19 protein-coding genes and 1 pseudogene are annotated in these 23118 nt (G+C 34.6%); 16 read left to right on the plus strand and 4 right to left on the minus strand.

What is annotated here, in order from left to right:
• Positions 1 to 283 precede the first annotated feature (283 nt).
• The gene (locus K9V48_RS20525) at positions 284 to 742 is read right to left on the minus strand and encodes a DUF3920 family protein (protein ID WP_224141018.1); all 459 of its coding nucleotides are present in this window, start codon (positions 740 to 742) and stop codon (positions 284 to 286) included.
• Between the two features lie 256 nt (positions 743 to 998).
• On the opposite strand from K9V48_RS20525, the gene K9V48_RS20530 reads away from it, so the two are divergent.
• Complete coding sequence (locus K9V48_RS20530) at positions 999 to 2198, plus strand: CynX/NimT family MFS transporter (RefSeq protein WP_224141019.1); 1200 nt, start codon at positions 999 to 1001, stop codon at positions 2196 to 2198.
• Positions 2199 to 2449: 251 nt separating this feature from the next.
• Complete coding sequence (locus K9V48_RS20535; RefSeq protein WP_224141020.1) at positions 2450 to 3445, plus strand: hypothetical protein; 996 nt, start codon at positions 2450 to 2452, stop codon at positions 3443 to 3445.
• 129 nt (positions 3446 to 3574) lie between these two features.
• On the opposite strand, the gene K9V48_RS29725 is transcribed toward K9V48_RS20535, so the two are convergent.
• Positions 3575 to 3751, minus strand: a complete 177-nt coding sequence (locus K9V48_RS29725) for a helix-turn-helix domain-containing protein (RefSeq protein WP_224141038.1) — start codon at positions 3749 to 3751, stop codon at positions 3575 to 3577.
• Between the two features lie 19 nt (positions 3752 to 3770).
• The gene (locus K9V48_RS20545) at positions 3771 to 4487 is read right to left on the minus strand and encodes a DUF1385 domain-containing protein (protein ID WP_224141021.1); all 717 of its coding nucleotides are present in this window, start codon (positions 4485 to 4487) and stop codon (positions 3771 to 3773) included.
• Positions 4488 to 4889: 402 nt separating this feature from the next.
• On the opposite strand from K9V48_RS20545, the pseudogene araD (K9V48_RS20550) reads away from it, so the two are divergent.
• From araD (K9V48_RS20550) to araD (K9V48_RS20620), 14 genes and pseudogenes are all read left to right on the plus strand, one after another.
• A pseudogene (araD, locus tag K9V48_RS20550) lies at positions 4890 to 5058 on the plus strand (L-ribulose-5-phosphate 4-epimerase); the annotation flags it as partial.
• A gap of 248 nt (positions 5059 to 5306) precedes the next feature.
• Positions 5307 to 6314, plus strand: coding sequence for a phosphatidylglycerol lysyltransferase domain-containing protein (locus K9V48_RS20555; protein WP_224141022.1), 1008 nt, complete (start codon positions 5307 to 5309; stop codon positions 6312 to 6314).
• Positions 6315 to 7646: 1332 nt separating this feature from the next.
• Positions 7647 to 8693: an autoinducer 2 ABC transporter substrate-binding protein gene (locus K9V48_RS20565; protein WP_224141039.1), complete on the plus strand. Its 1047-nt coding sequence runs from the start codon at positions 7647 to 7649 to the stop codon at positions 8691 to 8693.
• Positions 8683 to 10482, plus strand: a complete 1800-nt coding sequence (locus tag K9V48_RS20570) for a sensor histidine kinase (RefSeq protein ID WP_224141040.1) — start codon at positions 8683 to 8685, stop codon at positions 10480 to 10482. Before K9V48_RS20565 ends, K9V48_RS20570 begins: the two co-directional genes overlap by 11 nt.
• Before the next feature lie 21 nt (positions 10483 to 10503).
• A complete protein-coding gene (locus K9V48_RS29475) occupies positions 10504 to 12150 on the plus strand; it encodes a response regulator transcription factor (protein ID WP_224141023.1) in 1647 nt (548 codons plus the stop codon).
• A gap of 210 nt (positions 12151 to 12360) precedes the next feature.
• The gene (gene rpe, locus K9V48_RS20580; protein WP_224141024.1) at positions 12361 to 13050 is read left to right on the plus strand and encodes a ribulose-phosphate 3-epimerase; all 690 of its coding nucleotides are present in this window, start codon (positions 12361 to 12363) and stop codon (positions 13048 to 13050) included.
• Between the two features lie 9 nt (positions 13051 to 13059).
• Positions 13060 to 14019, plus strand: a complete 960-nt coding sequence (gene rbsK / locus K9V48_RS20585) for a ribokinase (RefSeq protein WP_224141025.1) — start codon at positions 13060 to 13062, stop codon at positions 14017 to 14019.
• A 29-nt stretch (positions 14020 to 14048) separates the two neighbouring features.
• On the plus strand, positions 14049 to 15599 hold the full coding sequence (locus K9V48_RS20590; RefSeq protein ID WP_224141026.1) for a sugar ABC transporter ATP-binding protein: 1551 nt from the start codon (positions 14049 to 14051) through the stop codon (positions 15597 to 15599).
• Positions 15596 to 16579 (plus strand): ABC transporter permease, encoded by a 984-nt coding sequence (locus tag K9V48_RS20595; protein ID WP_224141027.1) that lies wholly within the window; start codon positions 15596 to 15598, stop codon positions 16577 to 16579. Before K9V48_RS20590 ends, K9V48_RS20595 begins: the two co-directional genes overlap by 4 nt.
• A 15-nt stretch (positions 16580 to 16594) precedes the next feature.
• Positions 16595 to 17557: an ABC transporter permease gene (locus tag K9V48_RS20600; protein WP_224141028.1), complete on the plus strand. Its 963-nt coding sequence runs from the start codon at positions 16595 to 16597 to the stop codon at positions 17555 to 17557.
• A gap of 62 nt (positions 17558 to 17619) precedes the next feature.
• A complete protein-coding gene (locus K9V48_RS20605; RefSeq protein ID WP_224141029.1) occupies positions 17620 to 18651 on the plus strand; it encodes an autoinducer 2 ABC transporter substrate-binding protein in 1032 nt (343 codons plus the stop codon).
• 81 nt (positions 18652 to 18732) lie between these two features.
• A complete protein-coding gene (locus K9V48_RS20610) occupies positions 18733 to 19689 on the plus strand; it encodes a sugar phosphate isomerase/epimerase family protein (RefSeq protein ID WP_224141030.1) in 957 nt (318 codons plus the stop codon).
• Positions 19690 to 19742: 53 nt separating this feature from the next.
• Entirely contained in the window at positions 19743 to 21353 is a 1611-nt protein-coding gene (locus tag K9V48_RS20615; RefSeq protein ID WP_224141041.1) for a xylulokinase, read from the plus strand.
• An 86-nt stretch (positions 21354 to 21439) separates the two neighbouring features.
• Positions 21440 to 22135, plus strand: coding sequence for an L-ribulose-5-phosphate 4-epimerase (gene araD / locus K9V48_RS20620; protein WP_224141031.1), 696 nt, complete (start codon positions 21440 to 21442; stop codon positions 22133 to 22135).
• Positions 22136 to 22344: 209 nt separating this feature from the next.
• Here araD (K9V48_RS20620) and K9V48_RS20625 read toward each other — a convergent pair whose 3' ends face one another.
• On the minus strand, positions 22345 to 23034 hold the full coding sequence (locus K9V48_RS20625) for a YczE/YyaS/YitT family protein (RefSeq protein ID WP_438803910.1): 690 nt from the start codon (positions 23032 to 23034) through the stop codon (positions 22345 to 22347).
• Between the last annotated feature and the right edge of the window lie 84 nt (positions 23035 to 23118).

Raw genomic sequence — 23118 nt, forward strand, 5'->3', positions numbered from 1 at the left:
ACCTCTAAGCTTGAGTGAATCACAAAGAGGCGAAGGTGGGGGATAACTGCCCGTAAAAGCCCGATAAGTCTCGCTATCCATCAGTGGGGGATAAGGAAAACCCCCACTGATGGAAGTCTCGCTTTATAACGACTATAATGTTTAATGGAACACTATTTGTTGAAATGTAAGAACCATCTATCGTTGATCTGATAGATGGTTCTTTTCGGTGATGTTAGTGAAAAAATACAAAGAAATTATTCCAGCTGATTCGACGTTATTTGTAGTAGAGATTCTTTTACTGCTAAGATAGCTGTAAATATTCTTGTGTCTTCTCTGCCGCAAATTGAAACGCGTCAATCTCAGTAATACGCTCTTTATATGGTAATTTTTTATCCGATTCGAAATGATGCCTAAAATCAGGATTGAGGTCCTGCATTACGTGACGAAATTCATGAAACAGAATTTCAATTAATGGGATATACTCATCAAAGACAAAAACGAAAATAATCCCTAAATCTCTCCAATAAATAGCTGATTCAAATCGTAAATATTCTTCCTCTTCATCACCTAAGTCACTAATGATTTTATTTGCATCGAGTATCGAACAGAAAATAACAGGGATAGTAAAGAGTGAGTCTAAGTGTTTAAAAATCGTATCGTATAAGGATTCAATGTCCCAAGAAAATTCATCATCTAATACATACCAATTTTTGTGCTGCTGAAAAATAATTCGTTTTTCGAGAACTTGACTTAAATGCATGAATAACAACCTCCAATACATTTTCCTCAATAGTTCTTATAGGATATGCCCAAAAAGATTGTAATTATACATGTTTTTTAGGGTGTTTATCCATTTTTTTATTGCTTATGAATTTATAAAATTCTTGTAATGTGCTATTAAAATTGTACTAAATGGTAAACAAATCATATAGGTAAAGTACAACCTTTTCTTTGTATGAACAAAATGACTATGATACATTGGAGGAAGTTTGTTTATGTGAAGGGAGATTCATTTAGTGGAATTGCGAAAGTCAAATGATAAGTCGAGATCATTATACATAGTTTTGCTTATTGCAGGGATTGTTCTTGTCGCGTTTAATTTAAGGCCGGCGATTACTTCATTAGGGCCATTAGTTGGGATGATCCAGGAAGATGTTGGACTGGCGCATTGGAGTGCGGGACTGTTAATGAGTCTACCATTACTCGCTTTTGCCATCATGTCGCCGGTTGTACCGAAGCTTGCAAATCGTTTGACGAATGAGTTGCTGCTCGTAGTTGGTTTGTGTATTCTTTTAATCGGTATCGGGATTCGTTCCATCTCAATGGTGTTTTTTCTTTTTACTGGAACATTATTCATAGGTATCGGAATAGCTGTTGGGAATGTTCTCTTACCAGCCATAGTAAAGGATAAATTCCCTAAGAAATTCAGTTTAATGACAAGTGTTTATTCAACCTCTATGGGCGTCGTTGCTTCGTTAGCATCGGGAGTAAGTGTTCCTTTAGCGAATGGTTTGAACCTTGGATGGCAAGGGGCTTTACTTGTATGGGGTGTCCCAACAGTTATGGCTATCTTAATTTGGGTTTATCTTCTCAAATATAATCAGGGAAATCAAACGGAAATCAAAAAGGGTCGTTCCGGTGATAACCAAATCTGGCGTTCACCCCTTGCTTGGCAAATAGCGATATTTATGGGATTTCAATCATTTTTATTTTATGTCACGATCGCTTGGTTACCTGAAATCTTACATGATCATGGTTTAAGTATGGAGACAGCTGGCTGGTTGCTTTCCTTTGCGCAAATCATGGGATTACCGGCTAGTTTCTTCATTCCTGTCATCGCAGGACGGTTACGTTCTCAACTATGGCTTGCATTCGGGTTAGGTCTATGTTCAATCACTGGTTATGGAGGTTTACTCCTTGGCTCATCATATCCGATTTTGATTACAAGCATTATTTTAATTGGTATCGCATTGGGGGGATACTTTCCATTAGCTCTAAGCTATATAGGACTACGTGCTCGGAGTGCAAGACAAGCTGCAGAGTTATCGGGTATGGCACAATCAATCGGTTATATTCTCGCAGCAGTGGGGCCAATGTTTATTGGGTATTTGTATGATTTTGCTCATGTTTGGACAGTTCCACTTATGACAATGATCATCATATCTCTATTAGTTATGGTATTTGGTATGAGCTCCGGTCGAGATCAATATGTTTAATGGGCCAGCCTTGTTATCGTCGATTCAAATTTTTATCATCAAGGATACTGATTTGATTTTTGAATGAGCGGAGCAATGATTTTGCCCCGGTATTAGTGAAGTTACTACAAGTTAAAAAGAAAGTTCGTTATGACTGACTCGATTTTGGGTCAGTTTTTTTCTTTTTCTTATGTGTTCTACTAACATATAAATTTTCATTAGCTACATACTAAATGTATGAACTAAACCGAATAATAAAGGAGTATCGATATATGAAAAGAAAGCTGACTTGGCTGATTGTTATAGCAGGACTAATTCCTCCAATGATTGCCCAGGCCCATGTAAAGTGGTTTGCCAGCGTTGAACCTGAAAAGGTCAACATTGAAGAGATATTATCACCGTTTTTCATTACGATATCAGTGCTGTGTGCAGTTATATTAGCTGTTTTGTCACAAGTAATGGGGAGGGTAATGGATATTCCATTTGCTTCTAAAATCGATTTGAAATTGGATAGTTTCCGAAAATATTCTAGGCAATTGCTGAAATATGGGACAGCGGTTTCGTTTATTCTGCAAGTTTCGTATGGGACGATGTTTGCTCCTGAATTCACTATTCATAATACATGGCAAAGAGTAGTGATGTGGATCATTATCATTTTTTTATTGATTCCACATCATATTGCAACTAAAATAGCAGCTTTGTTTATGTTAGGCTTGTTTATCCAAATATGGAGTGATTCAGGTTGGTTTCATATGCTTGACTATGGATTTTATTTAGCAATCATTGGTGTGTTATTAGTAGGTAAAACAAGGTTTGAAACAGTTGGCTTTCCGTTTTTATATTTAGGAACTGGATTAAGCTTATGCTGGGTTGCGGTAGAAAAATGGGTTTATCCGACGATGACAATTGATATCATCCATCACCACCATGTTCCGACCTTTGGCTTTGAGGCGGGGATATTTGTCGTTCTATCGGCATTTATAGAATTTGTTGTAGGATATCTTTTAGTCGTGGGAATCTTAAATCGCGTATTGGCTGTCGTTGTCACAATTCTTTTTATACTAACGACAATGATCTTTGGTTATACAGAGGTTGTAGGTCATGCGATGATTCATATTGTTTTGCTAATATTTATCATTGAAGGAGTATCATTTTATCATCCTCCGATTAAAATACATAAGACCAGAATGGATCAAATGATATTTGTTTCGTTGAATTTTTTATTCGTTTTAAGTACGTTTTTACTTATTTATTATCGATTTGCATAAAAATTAATTTATGACTCAAAAAGGAAATTAGTAGGTGATACTATCGTTTGCTGCCATGACTCTAAAAACTAGACAAGATCACATCTAACTTCAAATAATCTGAACACAATCAAAGACCTATTCCGGTTTTTAACTGGAATAAGTCTTTGGTGACGATGTGAGCCAATCCTTATCTTCTATAGTGACATCTGTTAAAAATCTATAAGGTTCAATGTCTAGTATTTCAGCAATTTCATACAATCTCTCTATACTACAAGGTGTTTTATTATTTTCTATTTTTGATAAGTAATTTCTAGTTATATTTATTTTCTATATAAGTAAACTTTTACTTTGACTCTAACTTAATCAATTTGTTCAAAGTTTTTGTAGCAAGATATAAATGTTTGTCTTTTGGTTTTGAAGTGTATAACGGAATTTGAAAAAATGCCAGTATCTTATGAATAATAGCAAATCTTTTTTTATGATCATCGAGGAAGTCGATAATTTCATGACTTAAAGAATAAGCTAAAAAATACATTAGTAAAAAATCAAAGTTAAAAATCATTCCTATAATCATAATAAAATTCCTAACTGTTGCAAAATTAGTACTACATAGAGAATGATATCTACTTTGTTTGCTTAAGTTTTCTATTGTCAACTTAAAACTATTTTCATATGCGTTAATCGCCATGTGTTCTGCTGAATGGTATTTTCCTATTTCGGTTAATTTAGTATGCAAAATTGAAATTAAGTATGAAAGAAAATAAAGAAAATAGATGTAATGAACAGGATATACATCAAAAATAACTAGACATAAATATAATGATAAAAGGATCATTGTTGAACCAGTAAGTATTTCTGTAAGTCCTCTTAAAAATTTTATTTCTTCCATTTTATCTTCTATTTTTTCAAAAAGATTAAATTCATTCCATTTCTTTTCTTCATATTCCTCAACTTTAAATTTAACCTTACCATTTTTGTAATAACCTTCAACTTCGAATATATCACCTTCAAACGTCATTCCATTTTTATCGGCTGTACCTTCAAGATCAATATATTCCATTACATGTTCATCCTTTATGAGATATTTCCAAATCAAACTAAAATTTTAATTAAACCTCACTAATCGCTTTGTAACTAAATACATCCTCTTCTTTTTCTGGGCATAGTAGATTCTCCTCACTTATTGTGTATTATTCTACTTGCCCTTATTTTTATTGTCCAACTAAGTGTATCCTATCCAGTTATATAATGCCTAGTAGTAATCTTCAAGAATATTCGAAGATAAGGGATTGGTTGGAAATACTACAAGAAACTTCCCCCACTAAATAAAGGTTATTTTTCAACTGAAACATATTTTAATTATGTCAACAGCAATTGGAATAATTATAAAAGCGAGGAAATTGCAAACAATTATGATGGAAATATAAGGTATCATTTATTGGGCATTTCTATAGGGAAAAGAAAGAATGTAAATGAAGCTGTTCATAATGCAGTTGTACTAGATGAAGTAGCCAAACTGGCATTCCATACATTTTCAGTTGAATCCACAAATAGATCTAATAGATCAATTTCTGCTTGATAAGCACTATTTAAGAAAACACGGCCCGGTTGCTTATTATGGGCAAAAGTAATCCCTTTTTAGTGAGTAGAGAATGAAGTTTTAAGTGAAATCAAATAGTTCTTTACTAAAATTTATGATAGTAAAAGAGTTAAATAATAGGCATAAGAAAGGGTCGAACTATTTATAGTTCGGCTATACTTAGAAGTGTGACCATTAATTGGGAAGAATTTTGCTACTTTTCAAACTTCTATTATGGTATCTTAATATAGACAAATTTTATCAGGGGGAAAGACTGTCATGTGTAACTTAGACCTTCATGTGGATCAAGTTATTTCTTTTTTAAAAGAAAATGGAGGAAATCATGTATCTCATCTGATCTTCTTACAAGATAAAGAAGTTTATTGGGCCGGGCAGCAAAAAGTATTAATTATATATAAACGAATCGCTAATAAATTAGTAGTATTAGGTGATCCAATCGGTGAAGAATTATATATACAAGGAGCTATTAAAGAATTTAATGAATATTGCGAAAGTAAAGGACTCAAACCGATATTCTACCAAATTAGCCCTCAATTCATGCAGTATTATCATGAAACAGGTTATAGATTCCTGAAGTTAGGAGAAGAAGGAATCGTGAATCTCCAAACCTTTTCTCTTGAAGGAAAACGTTGTGCAAAATTACGAACAAGATTTAATAAATTTGCTCGAAATTCCTATACATTTATTGTTGTCAAACCACCTTATTCTAAAGAACTTCTTTCAGAGATTAAATCTATTTCGGATTCGTGGTTAGGAAAAAAGAAGGAAAAAGGATTTTCAGTTGTTTCTTTTAGTGAAGAATATATTTCTCGTTTCCCTATAGCCCTTTTATTTGATTCTGATAAGAACATTATTGCTTTTGCAACATTAGCAACTGATTATAAAAAGACAATTAGCATTGACTTAATGAGAAAATCTTCTGATAGCCCTCATGGAACAATGGATGTTTTATTTATTCATATCTTTAAATGGGCAAAAGATAAAGATTATCAAACATGTAGTTTAGGAATGGCACCACTCTCAAATGTTGGAAATTGTAAATATTCGTTCATAAGTGAAAAACTTATTCGCATGGTATATCTTCATGGAAATTCATTATATAATTTTAAAGGTCTTAGAGAATTTAAAAGTAAATTTGCTTGTACGTGGGAACCTAAGTATTTAGCTTCCAAAAAAACATTCCTGCCAGCTATATTTATACAATTGCTTTTACTAATCAATAGACAACCAACGCCTAAATATAAAGTTATAGGAAAAATTAAATACTTTTTTAATAAAGCCGGGTAACATGAAGGGATTTTCGTACAAATAAGGACTAAGCATTCTATTTTTTAACTAATCACATAATATACATTATATTCACTAGTTACGGCAATATCTTATTTTAACTAGTCATATAATGTGTAAAGTAGGTTCTTATTTTAGTTGGATTACCCACTTTTAACTCAGCATATAACGTGTCGCAAGATTTTTACTCTGCTAGCTGCGAAATAACCCCACTATGTACACTTCATTTTTTAGTGCTATGTGTAAAGTGACAATAAAGTTATTTAATTTTAAAAGATCAAACAAGCATAACCCTGTTCTAAATTTAGGACGGGGTTATGCTTGTTTGATTTTTGATGTAAGATACTTCACTACACTAAAAAATATAACAATAAAGTCGTTTAAAAATCTAAGTTTTATTCAACAATCTGGCCCGATTGTTGAATAGCATAATTGGCGTTTTTTAAACAACTTTATTATCATGAAACACTATGTTGCCACGGTTTTAAAAAGAAGGGGATACGTCCGTATTATTTAGTGTTCGTTTAAGTACACTTTTCCGAACGGATCTTTTATTTATAAAATCAATCAATTTTAACGTTCGTTAATGTTTTAAATCATTTTCTGAACGTTCTAATTTTTGAATGTAGTTTTACGAACGTTTTTGATAGAATAATAGGAAAGAAGGTTTGAAAAGGAGTGAAAAAATGGATGTTCGCAAATTTGGTTACATACAAGTCAGCGGCAAAGATCAAAATGAAGGTCGATGGTTAGAAGCCAGAAAAAATTAGGAGTCGATGAACGAGACAACTTTTTGGGCAAACAGAGTGGAAGAGATTTCAATCAAGTTCAGTACCTATTAATGAAACGAGTTATCTGTACTTGTCTAATTTTATTTTAATCTTTTTAGTGTGACAATAAATATCAATGACAGGACCAATATCTTTTGTAAATTGTCCATCTTCACAATAAGTAAATTCCAGATCAGAGCTAGTTTGCATGCTCTCGTTAATCATTATGTCAAACTCGATTGGATATACGATTGCTGCTGTAACTTTTATTCAAGCTATTTAGGGAAAATTGCTAACTATCAAGGAAGTAAATATGATGATATGACTATTATTTATATGTTTGTGTATGCTTTTTCGCCGGCATTCAGTTTGATGAAAGCACATGCAACCTCTCCCTATTTTGTAAATATCATCTTTTGTCCAGTCATTGTATCCTAATGATTATTCCCCGATTTCCTTCTAAATGAAATCGCTCTCATAATATCATGGTAAATGATTAAGTACGTAAACAGACTTTTAAGCAACGAATCTGGTTTTATGAAGGGAGGGAATTATTGTGAAAATGAAATGTTTTCTTTTTCCTTTAATTCTTATTATTTTGTGTGGTTGCAGTGTACTTGGAAATAAATCTACCGAGTATGAAGTTGTATATAAGGGTGAAGTACATAAACAGAAAGCCATTGAAACTAAAAAGTCACATAAGGATGAACCGTATACGATTGGCATTGTGCCTAAAATTGAGGGAATCCCTTATTTCAACGCTGTGAAAGAAGGAGCTTTAGAAGCTGGGAAAGATTTAGGGGTAAATATTATTTATAAAGGACCATCTTCTGCTAGTTGGAAGGAGCAGGCCCAAATAATAGACGAATTTATTGAAAGAAATGTAGATGGCATTGCAGTCGCTGCAAACGATCCTTTAAAATTGGGAAGTGTTTTGCAAAAGGCAAGAAATAGGGGGATAGAAGTGATTACATGGGATTCAGATACTAACCCAGAATTCCGAAGTTTTTTTGTCAATATGGTAAACTCAGAAATATTAGGGAGACATTTAATGGATGCGCTTGCAACAGAAATAAATGAGAATGGAAAATACGTAATATTAACTGGCTCGTCCACTGCAGCGAATTTAAACGATTGGATAAAATGGATGGAACAACAAAATGTTGAGTATTATCCAAATATGGAACTGGTTGAAGTGATACCAACAAATGAAGATCCTCATATAGCTTATATGACGGCACAAAAAATTTTAGATAAATACCCGGATTTAAAAGGGATTATTGGTGTATCTACAGTCAATCCTCCTGTAGCTGCACAGGTTGTAAAAGATAAGGGAAAGATAGGTGATATAAAAGTGATCGGTGTATCGTCGCCCCTTTTAATGAAGCCTTTTCTACAAGAGGGAGTTGCACAAATGATAACACTGTGGAGCCCTCAAAAACTGGGATACTTAACTGTTAGTTTGGCTACTAACTTACTAAATGATGAAAGTCCATATAATGGACAACAAATTCGAAATATTGGTGTCATTGAATATGATGGCGATATGGTAATCATGGGCCAACCAATTGATATCACAAAGGAAAATGTTGATCAATATGATTTTTAAAAATAAATCAATAAATGATTTGAGATTATCAAACAAATTAATTATTACGTACGTATTATTAACTGTTATTCCAATGGCCATATTAGGATTCATCGTATATAGCCAATTTTCAAAATCTATTGAGAGACAGGTTGGGGAATATGTCCCTCAATTATTAAGTCAAGCGAATCAAAATATAGAAAATGAAATTAGAAAACTTGAAGATTTACCTGAACTTATTTATAGCTCTGGTGAAGTGATGGAAGTTTTAAGGGATCATCGTGTACAAAATAAATCATCGCTTCTTCGAGGTAAGTATATTGTTCAAAACTATTTATCTAGTATTTACCTTACTTCAAATAATTCTAATATATTGGGTGCATTTTTAATTTCAAATCAGCGCCTATTTGCTAGCACTCGAACATCCTATCAAGGATTCGGTTTTGATGATGGGTCATTTCCCTATGCAAACGATACGATTCAAGTCGGTAATATGGATTTGTTGTTATCCAATCAAATAAATTTAACATTTAAAGATAATCCATCGTATATATTACTTGTTAAACAAATTACAGACTTTGATAATAGAGAACATTTAGGCACCTTATACTTAGCTGTGAATGTGAGCTTTTTTGAGAAAGTACTAGAAGACTTGAATAGTAAAGACAATAATGAAATGTGGCTCATGGATAAACAAGGTAAGATTTTTTATCATACAAATGCAGGTAAAATAGGGAAAACAATGGAAGAGATTAATGAATTTCCATTTTTAAATGGAAGTTTCCGTACAAATGTGAATGGTCAACAAACACTAATTAGTTTAGCTGAGGGGAAAGAATTTTCTTGGATTTTAGGACATAGTATTCCGAAGAAAAATTTAACGGAACAAACGGATATTGTTAGAAATGTAACCGTTGTTATATTTATTATAATGGCTTGTATCACGACTGTTATTTCTATTCTTTTGGCATGGACAGTAACAAGGCCGATTAAACAATTGAGTCATATCATGAAAGATGTAGAGACAGGAGATTTTAATGTTGAAATTCCTATTCATTCTGGTGATGAAGTCGGTATCCTGGCAAAAAGTTTTCGCTCGATGCTTTTCAAAATACGAGAATTGATTCAAAAAAATTACTTGAGAGAAATTCGGCAAAAAAATGCTGAATTATATGCGTTGCAGTCTCAAATTAACCCTCATTTTATGTACAATACGTTGGAAACGATCGGAATGGCAGTTGAGGAAGGCGAGCAAGAGCAGAGCGTTCATATGATTGCATTGCTAGGGAGAATGATGAGATTTTCGATTAGTAATAAAGACAGTCTTGTTTTAATTTCCAGCGAAGTTCAGCATATTCGTGACTATCTGAGTATTCAAAAGTTCAGATTTGAAGACCGGTTATCCTTTCATATTCATGAAGATATTAATAGTATCAAGTATTATACTCCGAAGTTTGTTATGCAACCAATTATTGAAAACGCAATCAAATACGGATTGGAGAAAAGAAAAGAAATAGTGATTGAAATAGAAGTGGTTGAAGAAATCACTCCAGATGGAAAGGCAGTTATTTTATTTATTATCCGAGATAATGGGCCTGGTATGGAAGAAAATACATTATTAAGGATAAAAGATTTGTTAGTATCGGATCCAATGAAAAGCAGAGATTCCGGATTTGGGATTATTAACGTACATGCTAGGATTGCGATGATGTTTGGCGAGGAATATGGATTACAACTAAAAAGTAAAGTGGAGAAAGGAACGGAAGTCTTTCTGAGAATTCCCAAAACCATCGAACCTAAAATAGAGTAATGTCGAAAGGGGAAGTTAACAGTGGGGATAATTAAAACTGTTATCGTAGATGACGAGCCAAGAATTAGAAAAGGAATCGAAAGACTTGTACTCTCAAATGGAGAAGAGTGGGAAGTTATCGGCGTGTTTACCGATGGACAGGAAGCATATGATGCCATTGTGAATACGTTTAAATCAATCGATTTACTAATCACAGACGTTCAAATGCCCATCATGGATGGTTTAACTCTCATTAAAAAATTAAACAGTGAATCGAAGGATTTTTTCTCGATGATTATTAGTGGCTTTGATGATTTCAAATATGCACAAGAAGCCATTCGCGAAGGGGCAAATGATTATATTTTAAAACCAATTGATCGAGAAAAATTTCAATTACAACTAAATGATGTAAAAGAAAAAATTATTCGAAAGCGAAAAGAAGAAGATAGATTGAGAGATATTCAAGAAAGGGCGTCACAACTATCTTATTCCAAACAAATTCAATTTTTAAGTGAGGTGACCTGGAATGATGAAACAGATATTTCGTTAATGGAATGGGTTTTCCAGTTTCCTCAGGGGCGATATAAATTTGCCCATATCGACATCGATCAAATTTTTACAAAAGCGAATGAAGTTTCATCATCAGAGCTTAGAACTTGGCATTTTGCTGTTGAGAATATTATTAAAGAGACGATGGCAAATGAATTAAGCAATCAAGGGGTTGATGCTTGGATCTGGAAGAATGATAATTTAAGTTTTTGGTTATTGTTATTTGATAAGGAGATAAATAGAATTGACTCATCTTTTTCCTACTTAATTGAGGAATATTTATTAAAGTTAAAAAAGACAATTCGACAATATTTGAAATTTACAGCGTCGATTGCAATCGGAAATGAATTTGAGGATTTATCACTTTTGCCAACGATGAGAGATCAATTACTATCATTAATACAATTTCGAATTATTGAAGGCAATAATAGGATTTTCCAACTAAGTACTTTGAACGATCTTTCAAGCGAAAAACCATCGATTATGCCATCTTCGGTCTATAAGTATACAGAGCAGATCGTAAATGCGCTAGGAGAAAAAAATGAAGCTGATGTGTCAAAGGCTCTCTTTAATTTTTTCCAGGAAATGGAGACTTTAAAATCACCTTTAATAATTCAGGAATCTATACAATATTTATGTATCCGTAGCATTAACCATTGGGTAGAAAATGATGGTTTGGCTGAAGATATCAACATGCTTATTGAGGCATTTAAAATAACTAAAAAATCGAGTAATTTAATTCAATTAAAGGATGGAATTAAGACCTGGATGATCCGTTTAGTAAAGAAAATGAAAGAAATAAATTCCAGTCATTCCGATCCGATTCATCAAGTAAAAACGTGGGTTAATCATCATTTGAGCGAAAATATTACGATCAAGAAATTGGCGGACAACGTATACTTAAACCCTACTTATTTATGTGAAATATTTAAAGCGCAGACGGGTGAAACTGTATTAAATTATGTGACAAATGCAAGATTAAAAAAGGCAAAGGAATTATTAGAAAAGACTGATTTGAAAATTTATGATGTAGCTACAAATGTAGGCTACCAAGATACGAAATATTTTAGTCGACTATTTAGACAATGGACAAATCAGTCACCATCCCAATATAGGGAGAGATATAATAAACTCTATTAATAAGCAGAGTAAGACTACTCTTTGGAGATTTTATTCCAATGAGGGTCTTTTTTTTAATGATCCGAACAATATCCCCCTAATCAGAATATTGTCTCCTAGTAATAAAGCTACATTCTTTATATAGTGAAATTAACAAGAAGGTTGACTGATAAGTTATCATATTCTAATGAAAAAGATGTCAACAAATAAGTAATGAAAGGAAGTGTACGTATGGCATTGATCGGTCCTTCACTTATGTGTGCTGATATGGGGAATCTTCAAGATTCAGTTTTAAAACTAGATCAAGCAGGAGTAGATTTTTTCCATATCGATGTAATGGATGGGAAATTTGTTCCGAACTTTACATTAGGTCCGGATTTAATTAAGAGATTAAGAGAATTTACAGAAAAACCTTTCGATGTACATCTTATGGTTGATAAGCCGGAAGATTACTTAAATTTGTTTATTGAATCAGGTGCAGACATGATATCTGTTCATGCGGAAGCTACGAATCATTTGCAAAGAACATTACAAACAATAAAAGATAAAGGTTTGAAGGCAGGAGTAGCTATAAATCCTGCAACTTCTATTCATGATATTGAGTATGTGTTGGATGTAGTCGATTATATAACGGTGATGACTGTAAATCCTGGATTTGCGGGACAAAAATTTGTTCCACTTATGAACAAGAAGCTAAAAGATTTAACAAATCTAATAAATGAAAACGGATACAAAATTGATATTCAAGTAGATGGAAATATTGGCTATGAAACTATTCCTAATGTATTGAAGAATGGGGCTAATATGCTAGTTTGTGGAACTTCTAGTTTATTTAAGCCAGACCTTCCATTAGCATTAGCGGTTGCTAAACTACGAAATTTTATCGAAGATGTCGAAGTCAATAAAAGTATAAAAATGTGAGGGATAAACATGGCTGAAATAACGGTTGTAGGGAGCATCAACATGGATATCGTTGCTCTAACAAATCGATATCCTGGACATGGGGAAACCCTTTTTGGACATAGTGTGAAAACCTTATGTGGCGGTAAAGGGGCTAATCAAGCAACAGCTTGTGCTCGGCTTGGAAAATCAGTAAATATGATAGGTTCGATCGGTCTTGATTCATACGGAAAAGAAATAGAGAAAAATTTTAAAGAGAATCAGATAGAGACCTCTTTTTTAAAACTAGTTGAAGATGAATCAACTGGATGTGCCATTATTACCGTAGATGCGACAGCTGAAAATACAATGCTAGTCGTTAAAGGGGCTAATGATTCTTTAAACGAGCATGATGTTCAAAAGGCTTTTTCGCAAATAGAAACCAGCAAAATTTTACTAGTACAAATGGAAATTCCTGAAGCGGCGGTTATTCGTGCCATGATGGAAGCTAAAAGGAAAGGGATGTTCATCATCTTGGATCCGGCTCCTGCAGAGGGTGTCACAAAACAAGCTTTGCTTTATGCGGACATCATTACACCTAATCTGCAAGAAACAAAACAGCTAACGGGAATTGATGTAACGTCAATCAAAACAGCCATCGAAGCAGGCAAATATTTTGATCAATATCTTGGTGTTAAAAATAGTGTGATCAAAATGGCTGATAAAGGCGCATTGCTATATGAAAACGGCAAATCAATCTTTATTGAAGCGATTCCAGTGAAAGCTGTAGATACGGTTGGAGCTGGTGATTCATATGCTGGGGCATTGGCATGTGCGCTAGCAGATGGAGAAAGTCTTGAATCAGCTGCGCGATTTGCGGCGATTGTGGCAGCGCTTAAAGTATCCAAATTAGGAGCGCAATCAGGATTACCTACAATGGATCAAATAAATGAATATTGTGCAGAACATAATCTTACTTATTACGGTCTTCAGACGAGACAATTAAGATAAAGCTGCAAGAGCTAGAACGGAGGGTGAAAGTGACTAAATATTTACTAGAAATGACGAATATTAGTAAAACATTTCCTGGTGTAAAGGCACTCGATGATGTGAGTCTCCAAATTAAAAAAGGAGAGGTTCATGCTTTAATTGGAGAAAACGGAGCGGGAAAATCGACATTAATAAAAATACTAGCTGGAATATACACACCTGATGAAGGAGCGAACTTCCTTTTTGAAGGAAAAGAAGCACAGATTAATAAACCAATCGATGCGACACTAAAAGGTATATCTATTATTTATCAAGATTTGAGTTTATTTTCTAATTTATCGGTTGCGGAAAATATTTATATAGGACGCGATAGTAATAAAAAGCCATGGAAAAAAGTAAATTGGAGCGAAATGGAAACAATCGCAAAAAAAGCCCTTAAAGAACTAGATTTTGAAGTCGATGTTCACACTCCAGTGGAAAAACTAAGTATTGCCCAGCAACAATTAATTGAAATCGCTCGTGCACTTGCGTTTGATTCAAAATTAATTGTTATGGATGAACCGACCTCTTCGCTTTCAACTGGGGAAGTTGAAAAACTGTACAAGGTAATTAATAAGTTAAAACAAAGAGGAATATCTATTATTTTCGTCAGCCATAAACTAAAAGAATTATTTACGGTTTCAGATCAATTTACAGTATTACGTGATGGGAAGTATGTAGGTAGCTATCCTGCGACTAAACTAGATGAAGATAAATTAATTACATTAATGGTAGGTAGACAAGTACAGTATGAAAAAAATCAAAAAAGAATAGCTGGTGGCCAAACTTTACTAGAGCTTCATCAACTATCGAAGGATGGAAATTTTAAGGACATTTCCTTTGAACTAAAAGCGGGAGAAGTGCTAGGTATTACAGGATTAGTTGGCTCAGGCCGTACAGAACTTGCACAAGCTATTTTCGGAATGAACAGACCGGATTCAGGGGTAATGAAGTTAAACGGTGAATCTGTCCAAATTAAATCATCAGTAGATGCTGTGAAACACAAGATTGCTTATATACCGGAGAGTAGGAAAACACAAGGTCTTATATTAGGGCAATCAATTATTAATAATATTTCTCTCCCAATTTTGCATCAGCTGCGTGATCGTCTTGGATTGATTAAACGTAAAAAAGAAATTGACTTGGCCAATCACTATGTTGAAACACTTGATGTGAGACCTGCACTTCCACATAGAGCAGCAGGAGATCTTTCCGGAGGAAATCAGCAAAAAGTAGTCATTGGAAAATGGCTCTCTACAAAACCGCAAATATTAATCATTGATGAGCCAACAAACGGAATTGATATCGGTGCAAAAACAGAAATTCATAAATTACTTCGACAACTCGCAGCTGAGGGAATGGGTATTATTGTAATTTCATCAGAATTACCAGAGGTACTAGCGGTAAGCGATCGTATTTTAGTCATGAGGCATGGGAAAATAGCAGGGGGATTAAATATTGAAGAAGCAACGCAAGAAAACATTATGAATTACGCCTTGTTCGGCTCTCAAAATGCTACAACAGAAACGGACACGCCCGTTAGTCAGGGGGTTATTGCATGAAAACATTTTTAAAGTCAAAAGAAATGAGTATTGTAGGCGTTGTGTTATTACTTTGTATCACATTAGCCTTTGTAAGCCCAGTTTTCCTTACTGCAGATAACCTTCTAGATGTTTTAAAGGCAAACTCAGTCATCGGTATTTTAGCGGTAGGAATGACGTTAATTATCATTACTGGGGGAATAGATGTATCTGTTGCTGCAGTGACAAGTGCTGTCTGTGTCATTACAGTCAAATTAATGATGATTATGCCGGATCATTTTATTTCCTTATTATTAGCATTTTTAGTTGCACCATTATTAGGAATTCTCCTAGGAGCTCTTAATGGAGTGTTAGTATCGAAGATTAAGATTCCAGCAATTGTTGTAACGTTAGGGATGATGAGTATAATCAATGGATTAGTTCTCTATATAACGAATGGTGTATATCTAAATAGTAGTAATTTTCCGCAAATTTTTATTAACTTTGCAAATATAAAAATATTTGGCGTATCAATTATTATTCTCATTTTTGCAGCTGTTGCTTTTTTAACATGGTACATCTTGAAATATACATTAATCGGACGCGAAGTGTTAGCTATTGGTGGAAATAAAGAATCCGCGGTACGAGTGGGGATAAACTTCGATAAAGTTCAAATTTTTGTATTTTCATATATGGGCTTTTTAGCAGGGATTGCTGCAATTGCTCAAACTGCATATACAAAATCAGTAGATCCAAATGGGATGCTTGGTTTAGAGCTAATGGTTATTGCTGCTGTTGTACTAGGCGGAGCTAACATTATGGGTGGACGTGGCACCATTTTGGGAACAGTTTTAGGAGTGTTGTTGTTAGGTATTATTCAGAACGGTCTTATCTTAGCTCAAATTGATCCATTTTGGCAAAAAGTATTTACTGGAATCATTATTCTATTAGCCGTTTCTTTTGATCAACTTCAATATAAACGCTCACAAAACAAGTTAGCCAAGATCGAAGTAGAAGCTTAAAAAAGGGGTGAGAAAATGAAAGCGATATCATTACCAAAAGAGAATATTTTAGGATTAATTGCTTTAAGTGTATTTGTGCTAATGAGTCTCTTTATACCAGGGTTCTTTGGCCATAATAATTTAAATAATATGATGTTCCAGCTTCCGGAATTTGGATTACTTGCCATTGCGATGATGATTGTGATCGTGACAGGTGGTATTGATCTATCTATCACATACATTGCGGCATTATCAGGAGTAACTATTGCTATTATGCAAAGCCATGGATATCCAATCATTCCGTCTATTATCGTAGGAATTATCGTAGGGCTCTTATGTGGTTTGTTAAATGGAGTGATTGTATCAAAAATCGGTGTTTCTCCAATCCTTGTTACATTGGGAACAATGGTGTTGTTTGAAGGAATCATCCTTAGTATTACAAAAGGGAATTCTATATCTGGTTTTAGTGAGGTTTATAGTCTAATAGGAAATGGCTATTATATGGGGATTGTTCCACTTTCAATGATCATCTTTATTATCATGGCGATATTAACGGGCGTTCTCTTAACAAAAACTAAATGGGGCAGAAGCGTTTATATGGTTGGTAGTAACCCAGTAGCTTCCCTATTTTCTGGGGTAAATAATAGTAGAGTCCTAATGAAAGTTTATTTATTTGCTGCATTGCTTTCAGTAATTGCTTCTATCATTATGACTTCACGTTATAACTCAGCAAAAGTAGATTTAGGGTCTTCTTATCTTTTACAAAGTGTATCTGCAGCCGTTCTTGGTGGAACAGAAATTCAAGGTGGCTATGGAAAAGTAATTGGAACAGTATACGCAGCTATCATTTTCCAAATGCTCTCCAGTGGACTGAATTTACTAGGTGTTCCAAGGTCAATCGTGAACGTCATTATGGGAGCTATTTTGATCTTTGTCTTAGTATTAAACTTCGTAAAATATAAATTGGATGAAAAAGCTCAAAAAACAGCTGTAGCATAAGGAAATGTATGTTATCTGATTTCCAGATTAATATAAAAAAACTTTATTAGAGGGAGAAAAATATGAAAAAAATTCTTGGACTTATTACATCAGTAATGCTTGTAGGAGTTTTATTAGCAGGATGTGTGTCAGGCGGTGCTGCTGGAAGTAGCAGTGAAAAACAAAGCAGAGGTGACAATGACAAAATAAAAATTGCTGTTGTTCCAAAGTTGATTGGTATTCCATATTTTAACTCTTCCGAAGAAGGTGCGATTCAAGCAGGTAAAGATTTAGGGGTAGAAGTTATTTATACTGGTCCAACAGAAGCAGATGCAGCACAACAAGTAAAAGTTATTGAAGATTTAATTAGTCAAAATGTTGATGCAATCGCAGTTGCACCAAATGATGCTGCATCATTAACACCAGTGCTTAAAAAAGCAAAAGAGCAAGGAATTATTATCATCGACTGGGATACACCAGCTGACCAATCACTTGTAGAACTATCTGTTCACCAAATTGATGACGAAGCATATGGTCGTCACTTTACAAAAACGCTTGTTGAACAAATGGGCACTGAAGAAGGAGAAATTGCTATTGTAACAGGTGGACTTTCTGCAGCAAATTTAAATACTTGGATTGATGCTGCAAAGAAAGAAATAGAAGAGAATTATCCTGGACTTAAGTTAGTAACAGATAAAATTCCTACCGATGAAAAACAACAAGTAGCGTATCAAAAAACATTAGATTTAATGAAGTCTCATCCGAATTTAAAAGGTATTATGGTTTTTTCAACACCAGCGCCACTTGGAGTAGCTCAAGCAATCCAGGAAAAAGGAATGCAGGATAAAATTGCAGTTATCGGTGGAACATTACCAAAGGATTCTATTCCTTATTTAGAAGATGGTTCTTTAGATATGGCCGTATTATGGGAGCCAGATAAATTAGGATATTTAACAGTTTCCCTTGCAAAAGATTTAGTTGAAGGGAAAAAACCAGAAAATGGACAAAATGTTGAAAATGTAGGGGAAATTGAGCTTTGGAAAGATGGAAAAACTGTTATCATGGGACCTCCTACTGACTTTACAAAAGAAAATGCTGGAGACTATGATTTCTAAACCGTAAATTCTAAATCCCTCTTAATTGAACTATGCAATCAAGGGGGATTTTTCATAAAAAAGAATAGGGAGTTAACAAATATGATACAGGAGCAAAATTATAAAATTAAGGACCATAAAATTCGCGAAGCCTTTTTCAAATTAAAAAGAGAGCAGCCGGAACGATTCAAACAGAAATTGAATTTGTCATGGAGTAATTGGGGATTTGGGCTTGAAACGTTAGAAGCCTCAGTTAAAAGATTAAAAGAAAGCGATATTAATTTTATTGAACTTCACGGAAACCATTATGGGGATGATCTTGGTTATCAAGCCGAAGAAACAATAGAGATCCTTACAAAGTATGAAATGAAAGTATCTGGTGTGTGCGGAATGTTTTCAGTAGAAAATGATCTTTCTAGCAATATTCCAAGTAAACGGCAAGCAGCGATTGATTATATTAAGAGAGAACTTGAGTTCATGAATAAGGTTGGAGGACATTATTTATTAGTTGTACCAGGGGCTGTAGGTAGACCTAATGCATATGACGACGCAGAGTTTGAGAGAAGCGTGGAGACGTTAAACATCGTTAGTGATCTATTTGTGAAATATGGCATCAAAGGAGTAATTGAGCCGATTCGTGCCGCAGAAACGAGTTTCATTCATACAGTAGCTGATGCAAAAAATTATATTAAGGCAGTAGGGCACCAAGGAATCAATCATATTAATGCTGACGTGTATCATATGCAATCAGAGGAAGCACATATTGGTGAAGCAGTTCTTGAAGCAGGAGATCAACTTGTCAATCTTCATATGGCAGATAGTAATCGTGGTGCATTGGGACAAGGTTTTATGGATTTAGACACGATCATTATGGCATTATATCTAATTGGCTATAATCAGGACGGGAAATTTGTTACTCCTGAACCACTAGGCCCAGGTGGAGATCCTTACCCTGCAATGAACTCTATTCCTGACCCTAAAAAATTAAATCATTTAGTTTCACAAACTGCAAATTATTTTAGAGAACGTGAAAACATACTTCTAGAAAGAAATGAATAACAAGGACTAAAACTTTGAGTTCAAAAGTTGGGGGTTTTTAGGGGGGAATAATTATATTAGCTAATAAGTTGAATCTAATAAAAGTTGATATTGCTAACAGTCGAACAGCTTTAGGTATTGAGTTTGGTTCTACTCGTATCAAAGCAATTTTGATTGATTCCAGTCATTCGCCAATAGCTTCCGGAAGCTATGCATGGGAGAATATTTTGAAAGAGGGGATATGGACATATTCTCTTGATGATATTTGGAAAGGTCTTCAAATAAGTTATCAAGAAATGGCAACTGAAGTGAAAGAAAAGTATGGAGTAACTCTTCAAAACGTTGGTTCAATTGGCTTTAGTGGGATGATGCACGGCTATATGGCGTTTAACAAAGATGGAGAGTTGTTGGTTCCATTTCGTACCTGGAGGAATTCAATCACTGAACAATCGGAAAAAAAATTAACAGAGCTCTTCAATTATAATATCCCGCAAAGATGGAGCATTGCTCATTTGTATCAAGCAATTCTAAATGAAGAAGAACATGTAGAAGATATTGATTTTTTCACCACACTAGCTGGCTATATCCACTGGAAGTTGACAGGCAAAAAAGTTTTAGGGATTGGAGATGCTTCCGGTATGTTTCCAATTGATGTGGAAACAAAGAATTATGATATAAGGATGATTCAAGCTTTTAATGATTTGATCAGTGAAAAGAATTATCCGTGGAAATTAGAAGAAATTTTACCACAGGTGATGCTTGCCGGCAATCAAGCCGGGCACTTATCAGAAGAAGGAGCAAAGCTATTAGATGTGTGCGGGAACCTTCAAGTTGGTATTCCACTTTGTCCTCCAGAAGGCGATGCAGGAACTGGTATGGTCGCAACAAACAGTGTTTCAGAGCGTACAGGAAATGTTTCAGCAGGAACTTCAGTGTTTGCTATGATTGTGCTGGAAAAAGAATTGAAAAAGGTTTATCCGGAGATTGACCTAGTTACCACGCCTTCTGGTAATCTGGTTGGTATGGTTCATGCGAATAACTGTTCATCTGATATCAATGCTTGGGTGAAGCTTTTCAGTGAGTTTTCAGAAGTTCTAGGTTGTAAAGTAAATACAGACAAAATCTTCGAAATCTTATTCAATAAGGCCCTTGAAGGGGATAGGGATTGCGGAGGACTATTGTCTTACGGCTATTATTCTGGTGAGAATACCACAGGAATGAGAGAAGGTCGGCCATTATTCGTACGTTCACCAGAAAGTAATTTCAATCTTGCAAACTTTATGCGCGTACATTTATTCTCAGCACTTGGAGCTCTGAAAATCGGAATGGATATTCTGTTAAATGAAGAAAATATTCAGATTGACAAAATATTGGGACATGGAGGATTGTTTAAGACCAAAGGTGTTGGACAAAAGGTAATGGCCGCAGTTATGAATGCACCTGTATCTGTTATGGAAACTGCTGGTGAAGGCGGTGCATGGGGGATTGCTCTGCTTGCATCTTTTATGACCAAAAGAGAAGAAAATGAATCATTGGAAGAGTATCTTGACAAAAAAGTATTTATTGACTATGCCGGTGTAAAAGTAGATGCAGACGAAAAAGATGCTGAAGGCTTTGAAGTCTTTATCAAGCGCTATAAACAAGGACTTACAATCGAGCAAGCAGCCATTGATAGTTTAATTTAAAAGAAGAAAGAGCAGCTTTGTTATAACAGCTTAATTAAGAAGTTTTTCATGCTAAGCTTGAATTAAAAAGATAGGAAGGAAACAGTATGTTAGAACAGTTGAAAAAAGATGTTTTGGAAGCGAATCTTCAGCTTCCAAAACATGGTCTAGTCACTTTTACCTGGGGAAATGTAAGCGGAATTGACCGAGAACAAGGTTTAGTTGTTATTAAACCAAGCGGTGTTCCATACGAAAAGTTAAAAGTTGGGGATCTTGTTGTTTTAAATCTTGATGGCGAAATCGTGGAAGGGACTTTAAGACCTTCTTCCGATACCCCGACACACCTTGCTCTGTACCGTGGATTTTCGCAAATTGGCGGAATCGTTCATACTCATTCACCATGGGCTACGAGCTGGGCACAAGCTCATCGGCCGATTCCAGGGCTTGGAACGACGCATGCGGATTATTTTTACGGTGAAATTCCTATAACACGTCTACTAACTCAACAAGAAATTATGAATGGATATGAATTAGAAACAGGCAATGTCATCATAGAAACTTTTGAAAAACTAGACCTTGACCCAATAGCAATGCCAGGCGTTCTTGTCGCTTCACATGCCCCATTTTGTTGGGGAAAGAATGCAGATGAAGCTGTTCATAATGCAGTTGTACTAGATGAAGTGGCCAAAATGGCATTCCATACATTTCAGTTGAATCCACAAATAGACGTAATAGATCAATTTCTGCTTGATAAGCATTATTTAAGGAAACACGGTCCGGTTGCTTATTATGGACAAAAGTAATTCTCTTTAAAGTGAGTAGAGTATTTTGTGGCAGATGTTGCTAGTATTAAGAATATAATATTATATCCATTCCTAGTGTAATATCAACAGATTTTGGATCTTTAATTATGCTAAATCGTTATAAAATGAGACTTCCACCAGAGGGGATAAAGAAAAACCCTACCGACGGAAGTCTCGTTTTATGTTATTTTCATTTAATTATGCTTTCTCTACATTGATTTTACTGAGATGGATTCCGACTTTTCATTGTGGTATACCCACTGCTCTAGGGGCTGTTGGAAATGCGCCATCATCCAACCTAGAATCTTTCCAATAAAATATGCGGCGGCCAGTGTTCCGATCCCGATTGAGCCAAATGAATGAATGAAAATTAAACAAACTGCACCGGCCACACAAACATTAAGTAAATCACTTGTAATTTTGGCTTTGCTAAATATCAGCTTAAATCGTTCGCTAACTACATGCGTTAACGCATCGTAAGGCATTAATGGAAATTTTGCAGTAAAATAACCGAGTAAACCACTTGATACAATGAATAAACTAATAATTAAATAGATACATTGAACAATGATTGTTTCGGGCGTTGGGAGAAGTTGTACGATGAAGAGTGTAGCATCCATAAAGAATCCAAATAAAAATGCGATAATTAATTGAAGCAAATACTCTTTTAACTTGATTTTTTTATTTAAAATTACTTGAATGATAATAAATAAAACATTTGCAAGCACCGTTGTTATGCCGATCGATAAGCCTGCAGTTAATGAAAATGCGTATGCTAGTGATGACACGGGAGATACGCCAAGTCCTGCTTGAATCGAAAAGCTAACGCCAAGTGACAAAATAAATAAACCGAGCACGTACAAGCCGAGTCGCTTCATGGGGACATTTATACAATTCATAAAATCCTTCGCTTTCTATTATAATATTTTACTAATTTATCGTATCATCAATTTTGAGATATGAAAAATATATATATGATAAAC

The sequence above is a fragment of the Metabacillus rhizolycopersici genome (assembly GCF_020075705.1).